This is a genomic window from Micromonospora sp. NBC_01412, from assembly GCF_045040215.1.
GTDB classification, from domain to species: Bacteria; Actinomycetota; Actinomycetes; order Mycobacteriales; family Micromonosporaceae; genus Micromonospora; species Micromonospora rubida.
Genome location: NZ_CP109528.1, coordinates 5,675,750 through 5,692,594, shown reverse-complemented (window position 1 = coordinate 5,692,594; position 16,845 = coordinate 5,675,750). Strand labels below are relative to the sequence as shown.

Sequence of the window (16,845 nt, the reverse complement as noted above, 5' to 3'; positions counted from 1 at the left end):
GCATACAGTATTGTGTGAGCCATGGTGAGCGACGAGATCCTGCGGACCCATCTACAGGAGCTGCGCCGGGGGACGGTGGTGGTGGCGAGCCTGGTCGCGCTGCGCCAGCCGGGCTACGGCTACGCACTGCTCCAGCGGCTCGCCGACCACGGCTTCCCGGTGGACGCCAACACGCTCTACCCCCTGCTGCGCCGACTGGAGGAGCAGGGGCTGCTAACCAGCGAGTGGAACACCGAGGAACGCCGGCCGCGGAAGTTCTACCAGACCAGTGACGACGGCGAGACGGTGCTGCGCCTGCTGCTGACCGACTTCTCCGCCGTGCAGAACTCCCTCACCGGCCTGATCGAAGGAGTGGACCGATGAGTTCGCTGACCGACCGCTATCTCGCCGCCACCCTGCGCGCGGTGCCCGCCCCCCGGCGGGAGGAGATCGCCACCGAGCTGCGCGCCTCGATCGAGGACATGATCGAGGGCCGGACGGGCGCCGGGCGGGACGCCGACACCGCCGAGCGCGAGGTGCTCACCGAGCTCGGCAACCCCGACCGGCTCGCCGCCCGGTACGCCGACCGCCGGTTGCAGCTCATCGGCCCCACCTACTACCTGCACTGGCAGCGACTGCTGCGGCTGCTGCTCACCTTCGTCCCGGCGCTGGCGGGCACGGTGGTCGGGGTGGTCCAGGCGACCACAGGGGAGGACCTAGTCCCCGCGATCGCCTCCGGGTTCGGCACCGCCTTCGAGGTCGCGATCCAGGTCACGTTCTGGGTGACCCTGACCTTCGCCATCATCGAACGCGCCGACCCGTCCCTGAGGCTGCCGGCGTGGACGGTCGACCAACTGCCCGAGGTGCCGGCGAAGCAGGACATGACCCTGACCGACATCGCCGCGTCCGCCGCCCTGATGCTGTTCACCGCGGCCTTCCTGCCCTGGCAGCACTTCTTGTCGTGGGCGAGGCAGATCGACGGCGAGCGCATCCCGCTGCTCGACCCGGCGCTGTGGCGGTCGTGGCTGCCGGTGCTGATGGCCGTGCTGCTGGCCGGCGTGGTCTTCGAGCTGGTCAAGTACCGCGTCGGGCGCTGGACCTGGCCGCTGGTCGCGGTGAAGGCCGCGCTGGACCTGGCGTTCTCGGTGCCCGTGGTCTGGCTGCTGGCGGAAGACCGGCTGCTCAACCCCGACCTGATCGAGCGCTTCGCCTGGCTCCAGGACGAGGGCAACCTGCAGTCGATCACCGTCATCGCGATCGTCACGACGGGGGTGGTCCTGGTCTGGGACCTGATCGACTCCGGCGTCAAGGCCCGGCGCGCGGGCTGAGGCGCCCCCGCCGCCCCGGCCCGACACGTCGTCACCGGGCGTGCCGGGCCGCCGCGACGAGTCAGAGCGGGTACGACGGGCGGGCCGTCGCCGTCGACACCCGGTCGAACGGCATCGGGGTGCCGCCGGTCCACCGGTGCAGCGTCGCCGTCGCGTCCTGGCGGCGCTGCCCGTCCACCACGATCCACCCGCCGGTCACCAGGTAGAAACTGCCATCACCGAGCGACTCCAGGCCCCGACTGCCGGGGGACACCCAGCCCCGGACCCCGGTGCGCCGGTCGGACAGGCCGTCCGGGGCGAGGGTGGCGAGCCGGCCGGTCTCCCCCGCCGGCTGCCCACGCACCACTCCCCGCTGCGGCGGGGTCGCCCCGTCGACGGCGTACAGCGAGTAGTTCGGCCAGCCCCGCTTGCCGCCGGGGTACACGGCCATCAGCCACCGGCCGGTGTGCCGGTCGTACTCCAGGTTCTGCACGCCATAGGCGGTGTTGCCGGTGCGGACGAAGACCTTGTCGTCGGCCGCCCAGGGGCCGCTGCGGTGCGGGTGCCGCTCGTCCAGCGGCCGGGCGAAACGCTGCCAGCCGCGCACGTCGTAGGCGAGCAGCACCTGGTGGTCGTTGTCGCGGCGACGGGTGTCGGGGTAGACGCCATACGCCACCATCAGCACGTCCGGGCCGTCCGGGTCGCCCAGCGGCGGCCCGAACGAGATGCCGTCCACGCCGCTGGTGCCGTAGCGGTGCCGCCGTGGCGCGACGCCGGCCGACCCGCCGTCCCCGTCCACCCCGGCGGCGAAGTCCCTGGCGACGTCGCGCAGGTGCACGGTGGTCAGCACCCCGCCGGTCTGGGCATCGATGCCGACCCGGTCGATCCGGGCGCCGTCGAAGATCGCCACGTAGAACGCGCCGGCGTCGCGGTACTCCAGCGAGCCGTACACCCGGCCGTCGCGCCGATCGAGATCGAGGTCGCCCAGGTGCCCGGTGATCCCGGTGACCGTGCCGAGCACCCGACCGGCGAGGTCCGTCCTGACCAGCGCCTCGGTGAAGGACCAGTAGACCGACCCGCGGCGCTGGTCGACCGCGATGCCCTGCACGTGCGAGGTCGGCCAGGCGCCGCCGTAGATCGTCGTCGGCAGTTCCCCCGGCCCCCGGCGCGGGTGGGCGGTGGCCGGGGACGGCCGGTCCGGCAGGGTGTCGGCCAGCACGCCCACGCCCAGCGGGGCGAGGACGGCGCGGGCCGACCGGGCCAGGGCGTTGACCGGGGCGAGCGCTGCCACGAGGGGCAGCACGGCCGCGACGACGACGGCGGCGGCGTTCCTGCGCACTGTTACTCCGAGGTGCTCCGGTGACCGGGCGGTCGCAGACCATATCCGGACACAGGGCACGAAACCCCACGAACAGGTCAAGCAAGAATGAAGCGTACCGGTGGGCTGGCGGGCCGCGCGGCCGGGGTCAGCAGGGGACGGTGTCCCACCCGGCGGGCAGCGTCGGCACCGGCCAGGCCGGGTCGGGACGCCACCGCGCCCACGCCGGATCCCGCCAGCGCTCCCCCGCGTCGAGCAGGGCCGCGATCCGGTCGCCCTCCGCGCGGATGGCCGCCGCCATGCCCGGGTAGCGCCCCTCGACCAGGCGCCGGGCGAACATCTCGACGTCCTTGAACTCGTACCGGTCGGCGTCCGCCGCCCACCACAGGTCCAGCTCGTGGTCGAGGGTGTCCACCCCGATCGGGGTACGCCGCGGCGGGTCCTGAAGGTTGAAGTACCAGCCGGCGAACGTCCGCCCCGGTTCGGCCCAGAACACGTCGACGCGGCGCTGAGTCTTGGTGATCATGGTTCTCTCCTCGTACTGCGGGCGGCCACCTATCACCCTGACGGGCTGGTGTACGTCGGCAGCGTCCACCCCGCCACCCTAGCCGCCCTGATCCGCCAGGGCTTGATGGAGCAGGTCAGCGCCTTCAAGGGTCAGCCGTCCGTCGCTCGGATCAACGACGCTGGCCGCACGAAGGCAGGTGCCTGATGAACGCAGACAAGATCGAAAACGCCGTACGGCCAGCCATCGTGGCTGTCGTAGGCCTGGCGGCGGGAGCAGCCAGCTTCACCCACGTTCACGACTGGACGATGAGCAACAGCCCTATCGGCACGCCTGATTGGTTCGGATGGGCAAACGCCTGCATCTCCGAGCTTGTGCCGATCGCCTCCCTGCTGACCATCCGCAGCAACCAACGTGCCGGCAAGAGCATCGGGTTTCCGGTCGCCATGCTGATCGGCGCTGCTGGCTTCTCGCTCTCGGCACAGTTGGCGGTAGCCAAGCCATCGGCAAGCAGGTGGCTCCTGTCGGCTGTTCCGGCCGTCGCCTTCATCTCCATGGGCTTGAATAAGTCCCTGACCAGGGGTTTCCCTTTAAAGCAGCAGGTCAAAGCACACCCATGGGATCTCCATGAGTACAGAGATGGCAAAGGGCCGGCAACCCCTGAGGATCACCCGCCCTGTGCGACAGCGTCAGGCACTCATCTTCTCCTTGATGCGGGCTGCTATGTCCCCGCTCCACACCAGCCAGATACGTGGTCCGTCAGTGTCGTCAGGGTCAAGGCGGACCACAGTGTGCTTACGCAGAGTCATCGTAGAGGTTTCCTTGGGCGGGAGGTGATCCCAACCAGACAGTTCGTCGTCGTAGGCCCGGAAAGCCTTAGGACTGCCCTCAAGCGTCGAAGCGGCGAAAATCTTGAGGTCACCACCTCGGATCAACTCACGCTTACCGGCGACATCCGCACTGTCCCACAGTTGCCGGTAGGTGCGGCCTGTCGGGATGTACTTCCAACCCTCAGGGCGGGACGGCATCGCTTCCAACTCTTCGCGCTGCCGTTCCAGCGAGGCGTACATCTCTCGGAATTCCGCCGTGCCCTGCTCGCCCCGGTACAGCCCGGCCTTCCGGTCCTCCCTCAACTCGCTCAGGCGTTCCTCAACCTCAGCGAGGCTGGTTGCCGTGTCATCGCCGGGAACGTACGTCTTCTTCATCACGTCCAAATCACCGATCGTCGCCACGAAGATTGTTTCCACGGCTTTTTCAAGCTGCTCTGCCCGGACAGCTCCCGCTTTGCAACCGTTGCCCTTACGAGTCCTGCCCGAGCACCTGTAGTACTTGTATTCCTGTTTCCTCTCAGGCTTCACCGCGTAGTGGTAGTGCAGGATCGACCCGCACTCAGGACAGTTCACCTCACCCGACAGAAGGGCATCAGGGGCTTTGCGGGTCTTCGGCTTCTTCGCACCGTTGATCACGTCTTGCAGCGCCCCCCACTCATCCTTTGAGGTCAGCGGCTCACCTCGCAGGACCGGCTTACCGTTGTTGTCACAAACAACTCTTCTGTCTTCGGTGAGGCAACCCAGCAGAACAGGATTGGTCAGCATCCGACGAATCGTCATATCGGTCCACAGTTGCGGGGGCAGGGGCTCCCCTGTGTCGCGGTCCTTGCGGGGCTCTCCGGTGTCGCGCAGCGCGGCGTGGTCCCGAGGTGAGAGCACTTCCCTGGCGTTCAGATCCTTGGCGAGACTGGCGATGCTTGCTCCGTCGATGACACGACGAACCACTTCCCGCAGGATGGGCGCGCTGACCGGATCGTGTTCCAACTCCAATGGCCCTCGGGGAGCACGCTGATACCCGTACGGCGTGAGGCCGCCGATGGAGCGCTTCTCCTTGCGCAAGCGCCGCACCCGAGCCTGGCTACGTGACTTCATCCGTTGAAGCTCAGCGCGGGCAATCTCGGCCCTGACGAGGAAGTTCAGTCGGAAGCCTTCCCCGTCTGCGGAGTCAAGCCGGTCGTCGTAGCCGATCAGCCGCACCGGAGGGCGGACCACTCGGCCTGTCTCAGGATCTTTGCCCTCAATCACGTCCAAGATGGTCGCTGCCACGTTCAGCCCTTCACGGGACAGCCGGTCTACGTGCCAGGCCACCAGCACGTCAGCGTTGCCCTCAGTGGCGTCAGCGAGCCATTCTCGGAACGCTGGACGATTGCGAATGCCTCCCGAACTGCCGTCATCGATGCGCAACGCCACCTCAGCGAACCCGTGAGCAGCACAAAGCCGCCGAAGATCATCAACCATGCCCTGCTTGGACAGGTTGCGCTCATCAGCGGCTTTGGACAGGCGGACGTACAGACTCGCCCGCAGAGCACTCCTACCAGTCATGACCGGCAGGCTAGGCACCCTCAGGGGAGTTGTGCAAGTATCTCGTCGGAGACGTCGAAGTTCGCGTAGACGTTCTGCACGTCGTCGCAGTCCTCCAGGACGTCGATCAGCTTGAAGATCTTGCGAGCGCCCTCCTCCTCCAGCGGCACGTTCATGCTGGGGATGAGGGAGGACTCGGCCGACTCGTACTCGATGCCGGCGTCCTGCAGGGCAGTGCGCACGGCGATCAGGTCGGTCGGCTCGGAGACCACCTCGTACGCCTCGCCGAGGTCGTTGACCTCCTCCGCCCCGGCGTCGAGGACCGCCATCATCACGTCGTCCTCAGTGGTGCCGGCCTTGGGCACGATCACCACGCCCTTGCGGGAGAACATGTAGGACACCGACCCGGCGTCGGCAAGCGATCCGCCGTTGCGGGTCAACGCGGTGCGCACCTCGGTCGCGGCCCGGTTGCGGTTGTCCGTGAGGCACTCGATGAGCATCGCCACGCCGTTCGGGCCGTACCCCTCGTACATGATCGTCTGCCAGTCGGCGCCGCCGGCCTCCAGGCCGGAGCCGCGCTTGACCGCCCGGTCGATGTTGTCGTTGGGTACGGAGTTCTTCTTCGCCTTCTGGATGGCGTCGTAGAGGGTGGGGTTGCCGGCCGGGTCCCCGCCGCCGATGCGGGCCGCGACCTCGACGTTCTTGATCAGCTTGGCGAACATCTTGCCGCGCTTGGCGTCGATCACGGCCTTCTTGTGCTTGGTGGTCGCCCACTTTGAGTGGCCGGACATCTGCTACCTCCGTCTGTTGATCACGCCTGCGTCGACGGCCCGCGCCAACTCCACTTCTCCACCGGCGTAGGACGGGGCCGGTCGGCTCTGCGTGGATGGCCGCGGCGGGCGCTGGCCCTGCCGAACCGCGGCAATCCTACCGAGGCGGGGCGGGGCGGTGTCACACCCGGCACCGACGGGCCCGGCGGCCGGCACGCCGAGGGGCCCGCTCCCGACACGGGAGGGGCCCCTCGGCGGTGGCTCAGGCGGCGCGGACCAGGTCCACGAAGTAGCGGTGCAGGCGCAGGTCGCCGGTCAGCTCCGGATGGAAGGAGGTGGCCAGCAGGTTGCCCTGCCGGACCGCGACGATCCGGTCCCCGGCGGGACTGTCGGTGACCCGACCCAGCACCTCGACGCCCGGGCCGACCCGCTCGACCCAGGGCGCCCGGATGAAGACCGCGTGGAACGCCGCGCCCTCCACCCCGGCGATCTCCACCGACGCCTCGAACGAGTCGACCTGCCGACCGAACGCGTTGCGCCGCACCGTCATCTCGATGCCGGCGAAGCCGCGCTGGTCGGGGCGGCCGTCGAGCACCTCCGTGGCCAGCATGATCATGCCGGCGCAGGAGCCGTAGACCGGCATCCCGGCGGCGATCCGCTTGTCGATCGGCTCCCGCATCTCGAAGATGTCGACGAGCTTGCTGATCGTGGTGGACTCGCCCCCGGGGATGACCAGCCCGTCGACCGCGTCCAGTTCGCCCGGGCGGCGGACCGGGCGGGCGTCCGCCCCGACCCCGGCCAGCGCGCCCACGTGCTCACGGACGTCACCCTGCAGGGCGAGCACACCGATGACCGGTGCCGTCACGTTCACTCCTCTCGGGTGTCAGAAAGAGGCCCCTGCTCCGCCTGAGGCGGCGAGCAGGGGCCCTCCTCTCACATCACCAGCCGCGCTCGGCCAGGCGGTGCGGCTGCGGGATCTCGTCGACGCTGATGCCGACCATCGCCTCGCCGAGGCCCCGGGAGACCTTGGCCAGCACGTCCGGGTCGTCGTGGAAGGTGGTGGCCTTGACGATCGCGGCGGCCCGCTGGGCCGGGTTGCCGGACTTGAAGATGCCGGAGCCGACGAAGACGCCCTCAGCGCCGAGCTGCATCATCATCGCGGCGTCGGCCGGGGTGGCGATGCCGCCGGCGGTGAACAGCACCACCGGGAGCTTGCCGGTCTCGGCGACCTCCTTGACCAGGTCGTACGGGGCCTGGAGCTCCTTGGCCGCGACGAACAGCTCGTCGGCCGGCAGCGAGCTGAGCCGGGCGACCTCCTGACGGATCTTGCGCATGTGCATGGTGGCGTTGGAGACGTCGCCGGTGCCGGCCTCACCCTTGGAGCGGATCATGGCCGCGCCCTCGGTGATCCGGCGCAGCGCCTCGCCCAGGTTGGTCGCCCCGCACACGAAGGGGACGGTGAACGCCCACTTGTCGATGTGGTTCGCGTAGTCGGCCGGGGTGAGCACCTCGGACTCGTCGACGTAGTCCACGCCGAGCGACTGGAGGATCCGGGCCTCGACGAAGTGGCCGATCCGGGCCTTGGCCATCACGGGGATCGAGACGGCCTTGATGATGCTGTCGATCATGTCGGGGTCGCTCATCCGGGACACCCCGCCCTGGGCGCGGATGTCGGCGGGCACCCGCTCCAGAGCCATCACCGCGACGGCTCCGGCGTCCTCGGCGATCTTGGCCTGCTCGGCGGTGACCACGTCCATGATCACGCCGCCCTTGAGCATCTCGGCCATGCCGCGCTTGACGCGGGCGGTGCCGACGACGGGGGTGGCGCTGGCGTTCGGGGAAGTGGTTTCGGGCACGGGTTATCGCTCCTCGGCGTGCTCGGGGGGGGTGGCTCAGCTGAATGCTACGACGGGGTCAACGCCGGTCCGACAGCCAATCAGACCCCGGGTGGCCTGCTCTGTGGCCGTCATCACCCCGCCCCGGCCGCTGGTCGACGGGCCCGGGCCGCGGCGGGCACCGCTCAGGCGGGCACGTCGGCGGGGAGCGCGAGGGTCGGGTCGTCGATGTCGAAGTAACGCGGCCACGGGTGCCGGCGGCCCATCCGCAACAGCCGCACCAGCGGCCGGCCCCGCGCCGAGCGGGCGTCCCGCACCAGGTCGGTGTGCACCTGGCGGGCCAGGGCGAGCCGCCGGCTCGCGGCGATCACCGCCTCGCAGTCCGGGTCGGCCGGGTCCAGCCGCACCGCCCGCAACTGCCGGGTGAGGTCGTTCTCCGCGGCCTCCCGCTCCTCCGGTTCGGCGTCCAGCGCGATCCGGGCCGCCGCGTACAGCTCCACGCCGTAGCGCCGCTCGGCCAGCACCGCGGCGGCGGCGGCCCGGCGCAGCAGGTGCGCCTCCAGGGCCCGGGCCGCAGCCTCCGCGCGCAGGCGCAGCCGCTCGACCCGGCCGACGGTCCAGGTCAGGTACGCCGCGAGCAGCCCCACGACGAGACTCGCGCCCACCCACCACCACATGCCCGGCATCGTAGTGCTGCTCCGTTCGCCTCCGTCCGGGGCGCGACCCGCCCCGGCACCTGCGTCCTACCGGCACCCCCGGTCACGGCGGTCAGCCCAGCCCCGCCCACTCCTGGTCGATGACCCGCCCGTCGGTCGCCTCGATCGCCGCCGCGTACACCTCCAGCACCCGGCGGGCGACCACCGGCCAGTCGAAGTGCGCCACCACCTGGTCACCGCACGCGGTCAGCTCGGCCCGCCGCGCCGGATCGTCCAGCAGCCCGACCAGGGCCGCCCGCAGCCCCACGGCGTCCCCGGTGGGGAAGAGCAGCCCGGCCCGCCCGCCGTCGAGCACCCGGCGGAACGCGTCCAGGTCGCTGGCCACCACCGTGGTGCCGGCGGCGAGGGCCTCGGTGAGGATCATCCCGAACGACTCCCCGCCGGTGTTCGGGGCCACGTAGAGGTGGGCGCTGCGCAGCATGCGCGCCTTGTCGTCCTCGGAGACCAGGCCGAGGAAGGTGACCCGGTCGCGCAGGTCGGCGGGGAACTGGTCGAACAGGTCGTCCGGGTCGCCCGGCCCGGCCACCAGCAGCCGCAGGCCCGGGCGGGTGCGGGCCAGCTCGACGAAGGCGTCGCGCAGGATCGGGAAGCCCTTGCGGGCCTCGGTGAACCGGCCGAGGAAGCCGAGCGTGCCGCCCTCCCCGAGGTCACACTCCCCCGGCCAGCCGGGCAGCGGCGTCGCGTGGCTGAACTTGGCCACGGTGACCCCGTTGGGGATCTCCACGGCGCCGCCGTCCATGTGCTCGACCTGCACCTTGCGGGCGAGGGCGCTGACCGCGATCCGGGCGGTGATCCGCTCCAGCACGATCTGCAGCAGGCCCTGCGCGGCGGCGAGCACCCGGGAGCGCGTCATCGCGGTGTGGAAGGTCGCCACCACCGGCCCCCGGGCCGAGAGCACGGCGAGCATCGACAGGCTCAGCGTCAACGGCTCGTGCACGTGCAACACGTCGAATTCGCCCCGGGCGATCCACCGCCGGACCCGGGTGGTGGAGACCGGGCCGAACGCGATCCGGGCCACCGACCCGTTGTACGGCAGCGGCACGGCCCGGCCCGCCGACACCACGTACGGCGGGAGCGGGGAGTCCTCGTCTGCGGGGGCGAGGACGCTCACCTCGTGCCCGAGCCCGATCAGCGCCTCGGCCAGGTCCATCACGTGGTTCTGCACCCCGCCGGGCACGTCGAAGGAGTACGGGCACACGATGCCGATCCGCATGTGAGCGCCCTCCGCCTCAGACCGGTCCGGTGACGGCCGGCGGCGTGGAGACGGGTCGGGGCTCGCCGTCGCCGGTGCCGCGCTGGTCCAGCCACATCCGTTGCAACATGTGCCAGTCTTCCGGATGCCGGGCGATGCCCGCCGCCAGACCGTCGGCAATCCGCTGGGTCAGCGCCCGGACCCGCTGGTCCAGCGGCCCGCTGTCCTCCCCGGGCACGGGCAGTGGACCCTCGATCGAGGCGCACGCCGCGTCCGGTTCGTACCACAATGAGGCGACGTAGAGCGGCGCCCCGGTGCGCAGCGCCAGCAGCGCCGGACCGGCCGGCATCCGGGTCCGCGCGCTGAAGAAGTCGACCTCGATCCCCCGGGCGGACAGGTCCCGGTCGGCCAGCAGCGGCACCACCGCGCCGGCGCGCAGCCGGTCCACCAGCACGTCGAACGCGGGCCGATCGCCGCCGTGGGTGGGCAGGATCTCCATGCCCAGCCCTCGCCGGAAGGCGAGGAAGCGCTGGTAGATGGCCTCGGGCTTGAGCCGCTCGGCGACCGTGGTGATCGGCCAGCCGGTGGCCGCCACCCAGGCCCCCGCGGCGTCCCAGTTGCCGGAGTGCGGCAGCGCCACCACCGCGCCCCGGCCGGCGGCCACGTCGGCGGCGAGCCGGTCGACCCCCTCGGGGGCAAGCCGGAACCCGGCGAGGAGCTGTTCCCGGCTCAGCGCCGGCAGCCGGAACGCCTCCATCCAGTACCGGGCGTACGAGCGCAGGCCGCGCCGGAGCAGGTCGTCCAGCTCGGCCTCGGGCAGCTCGGGGCCGACCACCCGGCGCAGGTTGGCGCGCAGCCGGGCCGTACCCCCGCCGCCGGAGCGGTGGGCGCGGTCGGCGCCCGCCCGGAAGGCCGCGGCCACCACGGGCCGGGGCAACGCGCGGACCAGGCGCCAGCCGGCGACGTAGCCGAGCTCGGTGAGGTTCACCCCTGCGGCCCGGCCGGGGCGGCCTCGCGGGCCTGCCGGTACACGTGGGCGATCCGCTGGCCCACGGTGAAGATCGAGACGGCGGCCAGCAGCCAGAGCGCGACCTGCAGGGCGTGCGGGACGCCGACGCCGGTGAGGATTCCGCCCACGCCGACGATGAGGAGCCGCTCGGTGCGCTCGGCGATGCCCACGTTGCAGGTCATCCCGAGCCCTTCGGCGCGGGCCTTGACGTAGGAGACCAGGCCGCCGGCGGCCAGGCAGAGCAGCGCGGCGGCGACCCCGGCGTGGTCGCCCTCGGTGGCCAGCCAGTACGCGACCGCGCCGAAGACGGCGCTGTCGGCGACCCGGTCCATGCTTGAGTCGAGGAACGCCCCGAATCTCGTCGAGCCGCCGCTCATCCGGGCCATCGTCCCGTCGAGCAGGTCGGTCAGCGCGAAGAACGTAACGATGAGGGCGCCGGCGACCAGATGGCCGCGGGCGCCGAAGCCGAGCGCCCCGGCCAGCACCCCGAGGGTGCCGGTGACGGTGACGGCATTGGGGGACACGCCTGCGCGGAGCAGGCCGCGCGCGATCGGTTCAACGACGCGGGTCATCCCCGCCCGGACCGACACTTGGAAGATCTTCGCCATGGCGGTCCCACGATAACGGCCGGCCCCCGGCGACGGCACGCCCCGGTCGCCGACCCGCCCGGGGAAGTCTTGTGCTGGCCCTCCGAGGGGTGTGAGATCGAGCCTGAGGGTGAGCCAGCTCACCCGACCGACCGTCCCGTACCCGCCGCACCGCAGATCACCGGAGGATGGCGCCGCGGAGCTTCCGCACCGGGCCGCTTCCCCGTCGCGCGCGGCGGTCGCCACCAACCACCGGCTGAGGGAGGTGCGCCCCATGGCGCAGAGGAATCAGGACAAGGGGGTCACCGGCGGCGTGCCGGCGGTGACCGAGCCCGCCAGGATTCGCAACGTGGTGCTCGTCGGGCACTCCGGGGCGGGCAAGACGACCCTGGTCGAGGCGCTGCTCGCGGCGACCGGCACGATCGGGCGGGCCGGCACGGTCACCGACGGCACCACGGTCTGCGACCACGACCCGGCCGCCGTGCGCCAACAGCGCTCGGTGAGCCTGGCCTGCGCCCCACTGGTGCACGACGGCGTCAAGATCAACCTGCTGGACACGCCGGGCTACGCCGACTTCGTCGGCGAGCTGCGCGCCGGCCTCCGGGCCGCCGACGCCGCGCTGTTCGTGGTCTCCGCCGTCGACGGGATGGACGCCGCCACTGCCGCGCTCTGGGAGGAGTGCGCCACGGTGGGCATGCCCCGGGCGGTCGCGGTGACCCGGCTGGACCACCCCCGCGCGGACTTCGACGAGGCCGTGGCGCTGTGCCAGCGGGTCTTCGGCGACAACGTGGTCCCGCTGCACCTGACGATGCTCGGCGACGACGGCGAGTCCGTCGTCGGACTGCTCGGCCTGGTCACCCGCCGGGTCTTCGACTACACCGCCGGGATGCCGGCCCAGGTGCGCGAGCCCGACCCGGAGCACCTGCCGGCGATCGCCGAGTCCCGCAACGAGCTGATCGAAGGGATCATCGCCGAGAGCGAGGACGAGTCCCTGATGGACCGCTACCTCGCCGGCGAGGAGATCGACCCGCAGGTGCTGGTCGCCGACCTGGAGAAGGCGGTCGCCCGGGGGCACTTCCACCCGGTGGTGCCGGTCTGCGCCGCCACCGGCGTCGGGCTGGACGTGCTGCTCGACGGCCTCGTATCGGCATTCCCGTCGCCGCTGGAGCACGAGCTGCCCGCCGTCACCGGCGTGGACGGCTCCCCCCGGCCGCCGCTGACCTGCGACCCGGACGGCCCGCTCGTCGCCGAGGTGGTCCGCACCACGGTGGACCGGCACGTCGGCCGGGTCTCCCTGGTCCGGGTCTTCTCCGGCACCCTGCGCCCCGACCGGACGATGCACGTCGCCGGCCATGGCCTGGCCGAGCGGGGACACCCCGACCACGACGCGGACGAGCGGGTCGGGCACCTCCACACCCCGCTGGGGGCGACCCTGCGCGAGGTGCCGGTCTGCGTGGCCGGCGACATCTGCGCGATCACCAAGTCGGGCAGCGCGGAGACCGGCGACACGATCTCCGCCAAGGACGACCCGCTGCTGGTGGCCCCGTGGGAGATGCCCGAGCCGCTGCTGCCGGTGGCGGTCGCCGCGCGCAGCCGGGCCGACGAGGACATCCTGTCCCGCAACCTGGCCCGGCTGGTCGCCGGGGACCCGACGCTGCGGTTGGAACGCAATCCGGAGACCCACCAACTCGTCCTGTGGTGCATGGGCGAGGCGCACGCCGACGTGGTGCTCGACCGGCTGCGTGGTGGCGGAGTCGAGCTGGACACCGAGCCGGTCCGGGTGGCGCTGCGGGAGACCCTCGCCGCCCCGGCCACCGGGCACGGCCGGCACGTCAAGCAGTCCGGCGGCCACGGCCAGTACGCCGTCTGCGACATCGAGGTGGAGCCGCTGCCCCGGGGGGCCGGCTTCGAGTTCGTGGACCGGGTGGTCGGCGGCGCGGTGCCGCACAACTACGTCCCGTCGGTGGAGAAGGGCGTGCGGGCCCAACTGGAGCGCGGCCTGGTCGCCGGGTACCCGGTGGTGGACCTGCGGGTGACCCTCGTCGACGGTAAGGCGCACAGCGTCGACTCCTCCGACGCGGCGTTCCAGACCGCCGGGGCGCTGGCGCTGCGCGACGCCGCCGAGAAGGGCCAGCCGACCCTGCTGGAGCCGGTGGACGAGGTGGCCGTCCGGGTGCCGGACCACACCGTCGGGACCGTGCTGGGCGACCTCTCCGGCCGGCGCGGCCGGGTGCTCGGCACCGAGCCGGACCCGGACGCCGACGGCCGCACCGTGGTCCGGGCCGAGGTCCCGGCCGTCGAGCTGCTCCGGTACGCGATCGAGCTACGCGCCCTGACCTCCGGCGCCGGCACCTTCCGCCGCCACTTCACCCGCCACGACCCGATGCCCGCCCACCTGTCCGACCAGCCCCGCAACGAACACCCCCCAACCCCCTGACCCCCAACCCCCTCCCCCACCGCCCCGCCCGTCGGCGTTGATCAAGAGGTTTCCGTCAGGAACGGCCGGATCCCCGACGCAAACTTCTTGATCAACGCCGGGGAACGGGGCGGGGGGCGGGGGGCGGGGGGTGGGGTTGGGGGGTGGGGGGTGGGTCAGGGGCGGGCGGAGGGGGTGGGGGGCATGGGCCAGTGGGGGCGGTCGGCGAAGCGGAGGGCGGCTGCGCGGATGGCCGCCAGTTGGAGTTCCACCTCGGCGAAGTGGTCGGGGGCGAGCGGGCCGAGGGCCAGGGCGGCGGCGTTCTCCTCGACCTGGGCGACGGTGCGGCAGCCGGGGATCGGGACCGTTCGGTCGCTGCGCGCCCAGATCCAGCCCAGCGCGCCCTGGGCCAGGGTGCGCCCGTCGGCGGTCAGCGCCGCCCGGACCGCGCCGACCCGGCGCAGCCACTCCGGGGCGGGTCGGCCGCTGCGGAACCACTCCAGCCAGTTCGCCGTGGCCCCCCGCACGTCGTCGCGGGGCAGTGTGGAACCGGCACCGTACTTGCCGGTGAGCAGGCCCATCCCCAGCGGGCTGCGGTTGACGCTGGCCAGGTCGTACTTGTCGCAGACGGCGAGCAGCTCGGGGGCGTCGCGCAGCACCGACAGGGTGTGCTGCACTGCGGTGGCGTGCCGGGCGCCCTGCCCGAACCAGGTGGCCCGGTCGACCCGGTCGGTGCTCCACCCGTACGCCCGGACCAGGCCGTCGGCGACGAGGTCCTCGCAGACGCCGAGCAGCGCCTCGACCCTCGGCACCGGCAGGTCACCCAGGTGCAGCTGGTAGAGGTCGATGCGGTCGGTGTCCAGCCGGCGCAGGGAGTCGGTCACCGCCCGGCGCAGGTACTCCGGCGAGTGGTCCTCCCCGGTGGCCTGGCGGGCATCCTCGTCGAACGTGTAGCCCCACTTGGTGGCGATCACGGCCTCGTCGCGCCGGCCGGCGAGGGCCCGGCCGAGGACCCGCTCGCCGTGCCCGGCCCCGTACGTGTCGGCGGTGTCGAAGAGGGTGACCCCGAGATCGAGCGCGCGGCGCACCGCGCGGACGGACTCGTCGTCGTCGACCGCGCCCCAGCCCAGCGGCTGGACGCCCTCGGCCCAGGGGCCGCCGATCGCCCAGCACCCCATGCCGAGGGCGCTGACCTCGATGCCGCTGCGACCCAATGTCCGTGTCGTCACTGCCATCGCCCGATCGTGTCACCCCGGGCCCGGTCGAGGGCAGCGGGTTGGCCGAAAGGATTCGGGTGACTACGTAGGGTCAGCTCGACCAGGCGTGGGTGAACAGCTCGCGGGTGTCGGTGAGCAACTGCGGCAGGACCTTGGTCCGCCCGATCACCGGCATGAAGTTGGCGTCGCCGCCCCAGCGGGGCACCACGTGCTGGTGCAGGTGCTCGGCGATCCCGGCGCCGGCCACCCCGCCCTGGTTCATGCCCAGGTTGAACCCGTGCGCGTTGCTGACCTTGCGCACCACCCGCATCGCGGCCTGGGTGAACGCCGCCAGCTCGGCGGTCTCCGGCAGGGCCAGGTCGGTGTAGTCGGCCACGTGCCGGTAGGGGCAGACCAGCAGGTGCCCCGGGTTGTAGGGGTAGAGATTGAGCACCGCGAACACGTGCTCACCCCGGGCCACCACCAGACTCTCCTCCGGCGGCAGCCCCGGCGCCCGGCAGAACGGGCAGCCGGCGGGCTTCTCGTATCCGCCCTCGGGCCGGTCCTCACCGGAGACGTAGGCCATCCGATGCGGAGTCCAGAGCCGCTCCAGCCCGTCGGCCATGCCGCTGTCCCTGAGCCGTTCCTCCCCTGTCACGCCACCGATCCTACGTTCCCGCCCGACACCGCCCCAGTGCCGGAGTGCGGGACCCGCCCGGGGCCGCCGTCGGGGTGCGAAGGGGGCGTCACCGGGACGAATAGGGGGGTGAAGGTTCTTGACGCAGAGATGACCGTGAATGAAACTTCCATTCCAATCGATCCTGATAACCGTCGATGGGAGTCACCCTGTGAGGACCGCATTCCGCCGGATCGGCAAAGCGCTTGCCGCCTGCCTGCTCGCCGCCGCAACCACCCTGGTGGGCCTGACCGTGACCACCGGCGCCGCGCACGCCGACGGCTGCTACAACTGGGGCCGGACGCTCGTCCAGGGCTCAACCGGCGAGGACGTCCGCCAGCTCCAGATCCGGATCGCCGGCTACCCCGGCTACAACTCGTCGATCGGCCTCGACGGCGTGTTCGGCCCGGCGACACGCGCGGCGCTGATCCGCTTCCAGCAGGCGTACGGCCTGTCCGCCGACGGCGCCGCCGGCCCGCAGACCTTCGGCACGCTGTACGCGCTCCAGGACGACGACTGCACCCCGATCAACTTCACCTACGCCGAACTGAACCGGTGCAACAGCACCTGGGCCGGCGGGGCGGTCGCGGCGAGCACCGCCAAGTTCAACGCGCTCGTCTCGATGTGGAAGCTCCAGGCCATGCGACACGCACTCGGGGACGTGTCCATCAACATCAGCAGCGGCTTCCGCAGCTACGCCTGCAACAGCGCGGTCGGCGGGGCGTCGAACAGCCGGCACCTGTACGGCGACGGGGTGGACCTGGTCGGGTCCCCGTCGTTCTGCCGGATGGCCCAGCAGGCCCGCTACCACGGCTTCGGGAACATCCTCGGCCCCGGCTACCCGGGCCACAGCACCCACACGCACGTCGGGGCGGTCGGGGGCTGGTCGGCGTCGAGCTGCGGCATCTGATCGACCGGCGCCGACACTACGGCCCGGCCCAGGTGGGGCTCTCCTCGTCGCCGAGGCGACGAGGAGAGCCCCACCTGG

The 16,845-nt window shown here is 71.8% G+C and carries 17 protein-coding genes; 4 read left to right on the top strand and 13 right to left on the bottom strand.

Annotated features, from left to right (window positions below; translation table 11 throughout):
• Positions 1–21: 21 nt before the first annotated feature.
• Both OG617_RS25150 and OG617_RS25145 read left to right on the top strand, forming a co-directional pair.
• Entirely contained in the window at positions 22–363 is a 342-nt protein-coding gene (locus OG617_RS25150; protein WP_405095431.1) for a PadR family transcriptional regulator, read from the top strand.
• Complete coding sequence (locus OG617_RS25145; protein WP_405095430.1) at positions 360–1,307, top strand: permease prefix domain 1-containing protein; 948 nt, start codon at positions 360–362, stop codon at positions 1,305–1,307. The genes OG617_RS25150 and OG617_RS25145 overlap by 4 nt, the downstream gene beginning before the upstream one ends.
• A 61-nt stretch (positions 1,308–1,368) precedes the next feature.
• Here OG617_RS25145 and OG617_RS25140 read toward each other — a convergent pair whose 3' ends face one another.
• The 11 genes from OG617_RS25140 to pgsA all read right to left on the bottom strand — a co-directional run bounded on the left by OG617_RS25140 (position 1,369) and on the right by pgsA (position 11,590).
• Entirely contained in the window at positions 1,369–2,625 is a 1,257-nt protein-coding gene (locus OG617_RS25140) for a hypothetical protein (protein WP_405095429.1), read from the bottom strand.
• A gap of 127 nt (positions 2,626–2,752) precedes the next feature.
• Positions 2,753–3,130: a DUF402 domain-containing protein gene (locus OG617_RS25135; protein ID WP_405095428.1), complete on the bottom strand. Its 378-nt coding sequence runs from the start codon at positions 3,128–3,130 to the stop codon at positions 2,753–2,755.
• Between the two features lie 274 nt (positions 3,131–3,404).
• Positions 3,405–3,665, bottom strand: coding sequence for a hypothetical protein (locus tag OG617_RS25130; protein ID WP_405095427.1), 261 nt, complete (start codon positions 3,663–3,665; stop codon positions 3,405–3,407).
• Between the two features lie 133 nt (positions 3,666–3,798).
• Positions 3,799–5,481, bottom strand: coding sequence for a recombinase family protein (locus tag OG617_RS25125; protein WP_405095426.1), 1,683 nt, complete (start codon positions 5,479–5,481; stop codon positions 3,799–3,801).
• A gap of 20 nt (positions 5,482–5,501) precedes the next feature.
• Positions 5,502–6,251, bottom strand: coding sequence for a YebC/PmpR family DNA-binding transcriptional regulator (locus OG617_RS25120; RefSeq protein WP_405095425.1), 750 nt, complete (start codon positions 6,249–6,251; stop codon positions 5,502–5,504).
• A 241-nt stretch (positions 6,252–6,492) separates the two neighbouring features.
• Positions 6,493–7,095, bottom strand: a complete 603-nt coding sequence (gene pdxT, locus OG617_RS25115; RefSeq protein WP_405095424.1) for a pyridoxal 5'-phosphate synthase glutaminase subunit PdxT — start codon at positions 7,093–7,095, stop codon at positions 6,493–6,495.
• Between the two features lie 73 nt (positions 7,096–7,168).
• A complete protein-coding gene (pdxS, locus tag OG617_RS25110; protein ID WP_405095423.1) occupies positions 7,169–8,086 on the bottom strand; it encodes a pyridoxal 5'-phosphate synthase lyase subunit PdxS in 918 nt (305 codons plus the stop codon).
• Between the two features lie 164 nt (positions 8,087–8,250).
• Positions 8,251–8,751, bottom strand: coding sequence for a hypothetical protein (locus OG617_RS25105; protein ID WP_405095422.1), 501 nt, complete (start codon positions 8,749–8,751; stop codon positions 8,251–8,253).
• Positions 8,752–8,833: 82 nt separating this feature from the next.
• Complete coding sequence (locus tag OG617_RS25100) at positions 8,834–9,994, bottom strand: glycosyltransferase family 4 protein (protein WP_405095421.1); 1,161 nt, start codon at positions 9,992–9,994, stop codon at positions 8,834–8,836.
• Between the two features lie 16 nt (positions 9,995–10,010).
• Positions 10,011–10,961: a phosphatidylinositol mannoside acyltransferase gene (locus tag OG617_RS25095; protein ID WP_405095420.1), complete on the bottom strand. Its 951-nt coding sequence runs from the start codon at positions 10,959–10,961 to the stop codon at positions 10,011–10,013.
• Positions 10,958–11,590 carry a phosphatidylinositol phosphate synthase gene (pgsA, locus tag OG617_RS25090; RefSeq protein WP_405095419.1) on the bottom strand — a complete coding sequence of 211 codons (633 nt, stop codon included), beginning with the start codon at positions 11,588–11,590 and terminating at the stop codon, positions 10,958–10,960. Before pgsA ends, OG617_RS25095 begins: the two co-directional genes overlap by 4 nt.
• Positions 11,591–11,843: 253 nt before the next feature.
• On the opposite strand from pgsA, the gene OG617_RS25085 reads away from it, so the two are divergent.
• Positions 11,844–14,006 (top strand): elongation factor G-like protein EF-G2, encoded by a 2,163-nt coding sequence (locus OG617_RS25085; protein ID WP_405095418.1) that lies wholly within the window; start codon positions 11,844–11,846, stop codon positions 14,004–14,006.
• Positions 14,007–14,161: 155 nt separating this feature from the next.
• Here the strand turns inward: OG617_RS25085 and OG617_RS25080 are convergent, their stop codons facing one another.
• Positions 14,162–15,220 carry an aldo/keto reductase gene (locus OG617_RS25080; RefSeq protein WP_405095417.1) on the bottom strand — a complete coding sequence of 353 codons (1,059 nt, stop codon included), beginning with the start codon at positions 15,218–15,220 and terminating at the stop codon, positions 14,162–14,164.
• Positions 15,221–15,293: 73 nt separating this feature from the next.
• Positions 15,294–15,806, bottom strand: a complete 513-nt coding sequence (locus OG617_RS25075) for an HIT family protein (protein WP_405103942.1) — start codon at positions 15,804–15,806, stop codon at positions 15,294–15,296.
• A 223-nt stretch (positions 15,807–16,029) separates the two neighbouring features.
• Between OG617_RS25075 and OG617_RS25070 the strand changes: the two genes are divergently transcribed.
• Entirely contained in the window at positions 16,030–16,767 is a 738-nt protein-coding gene (locus tag OG617_RS25070) for a D-Ala-D-Ala carboxypeptidase family metallohydrolase (RefSeq protein ID WP_405095416.1), read from the top strand.
• The last annotated feature ends 78 nt before the right edge of the window (positions 16,768–16,845 follow it).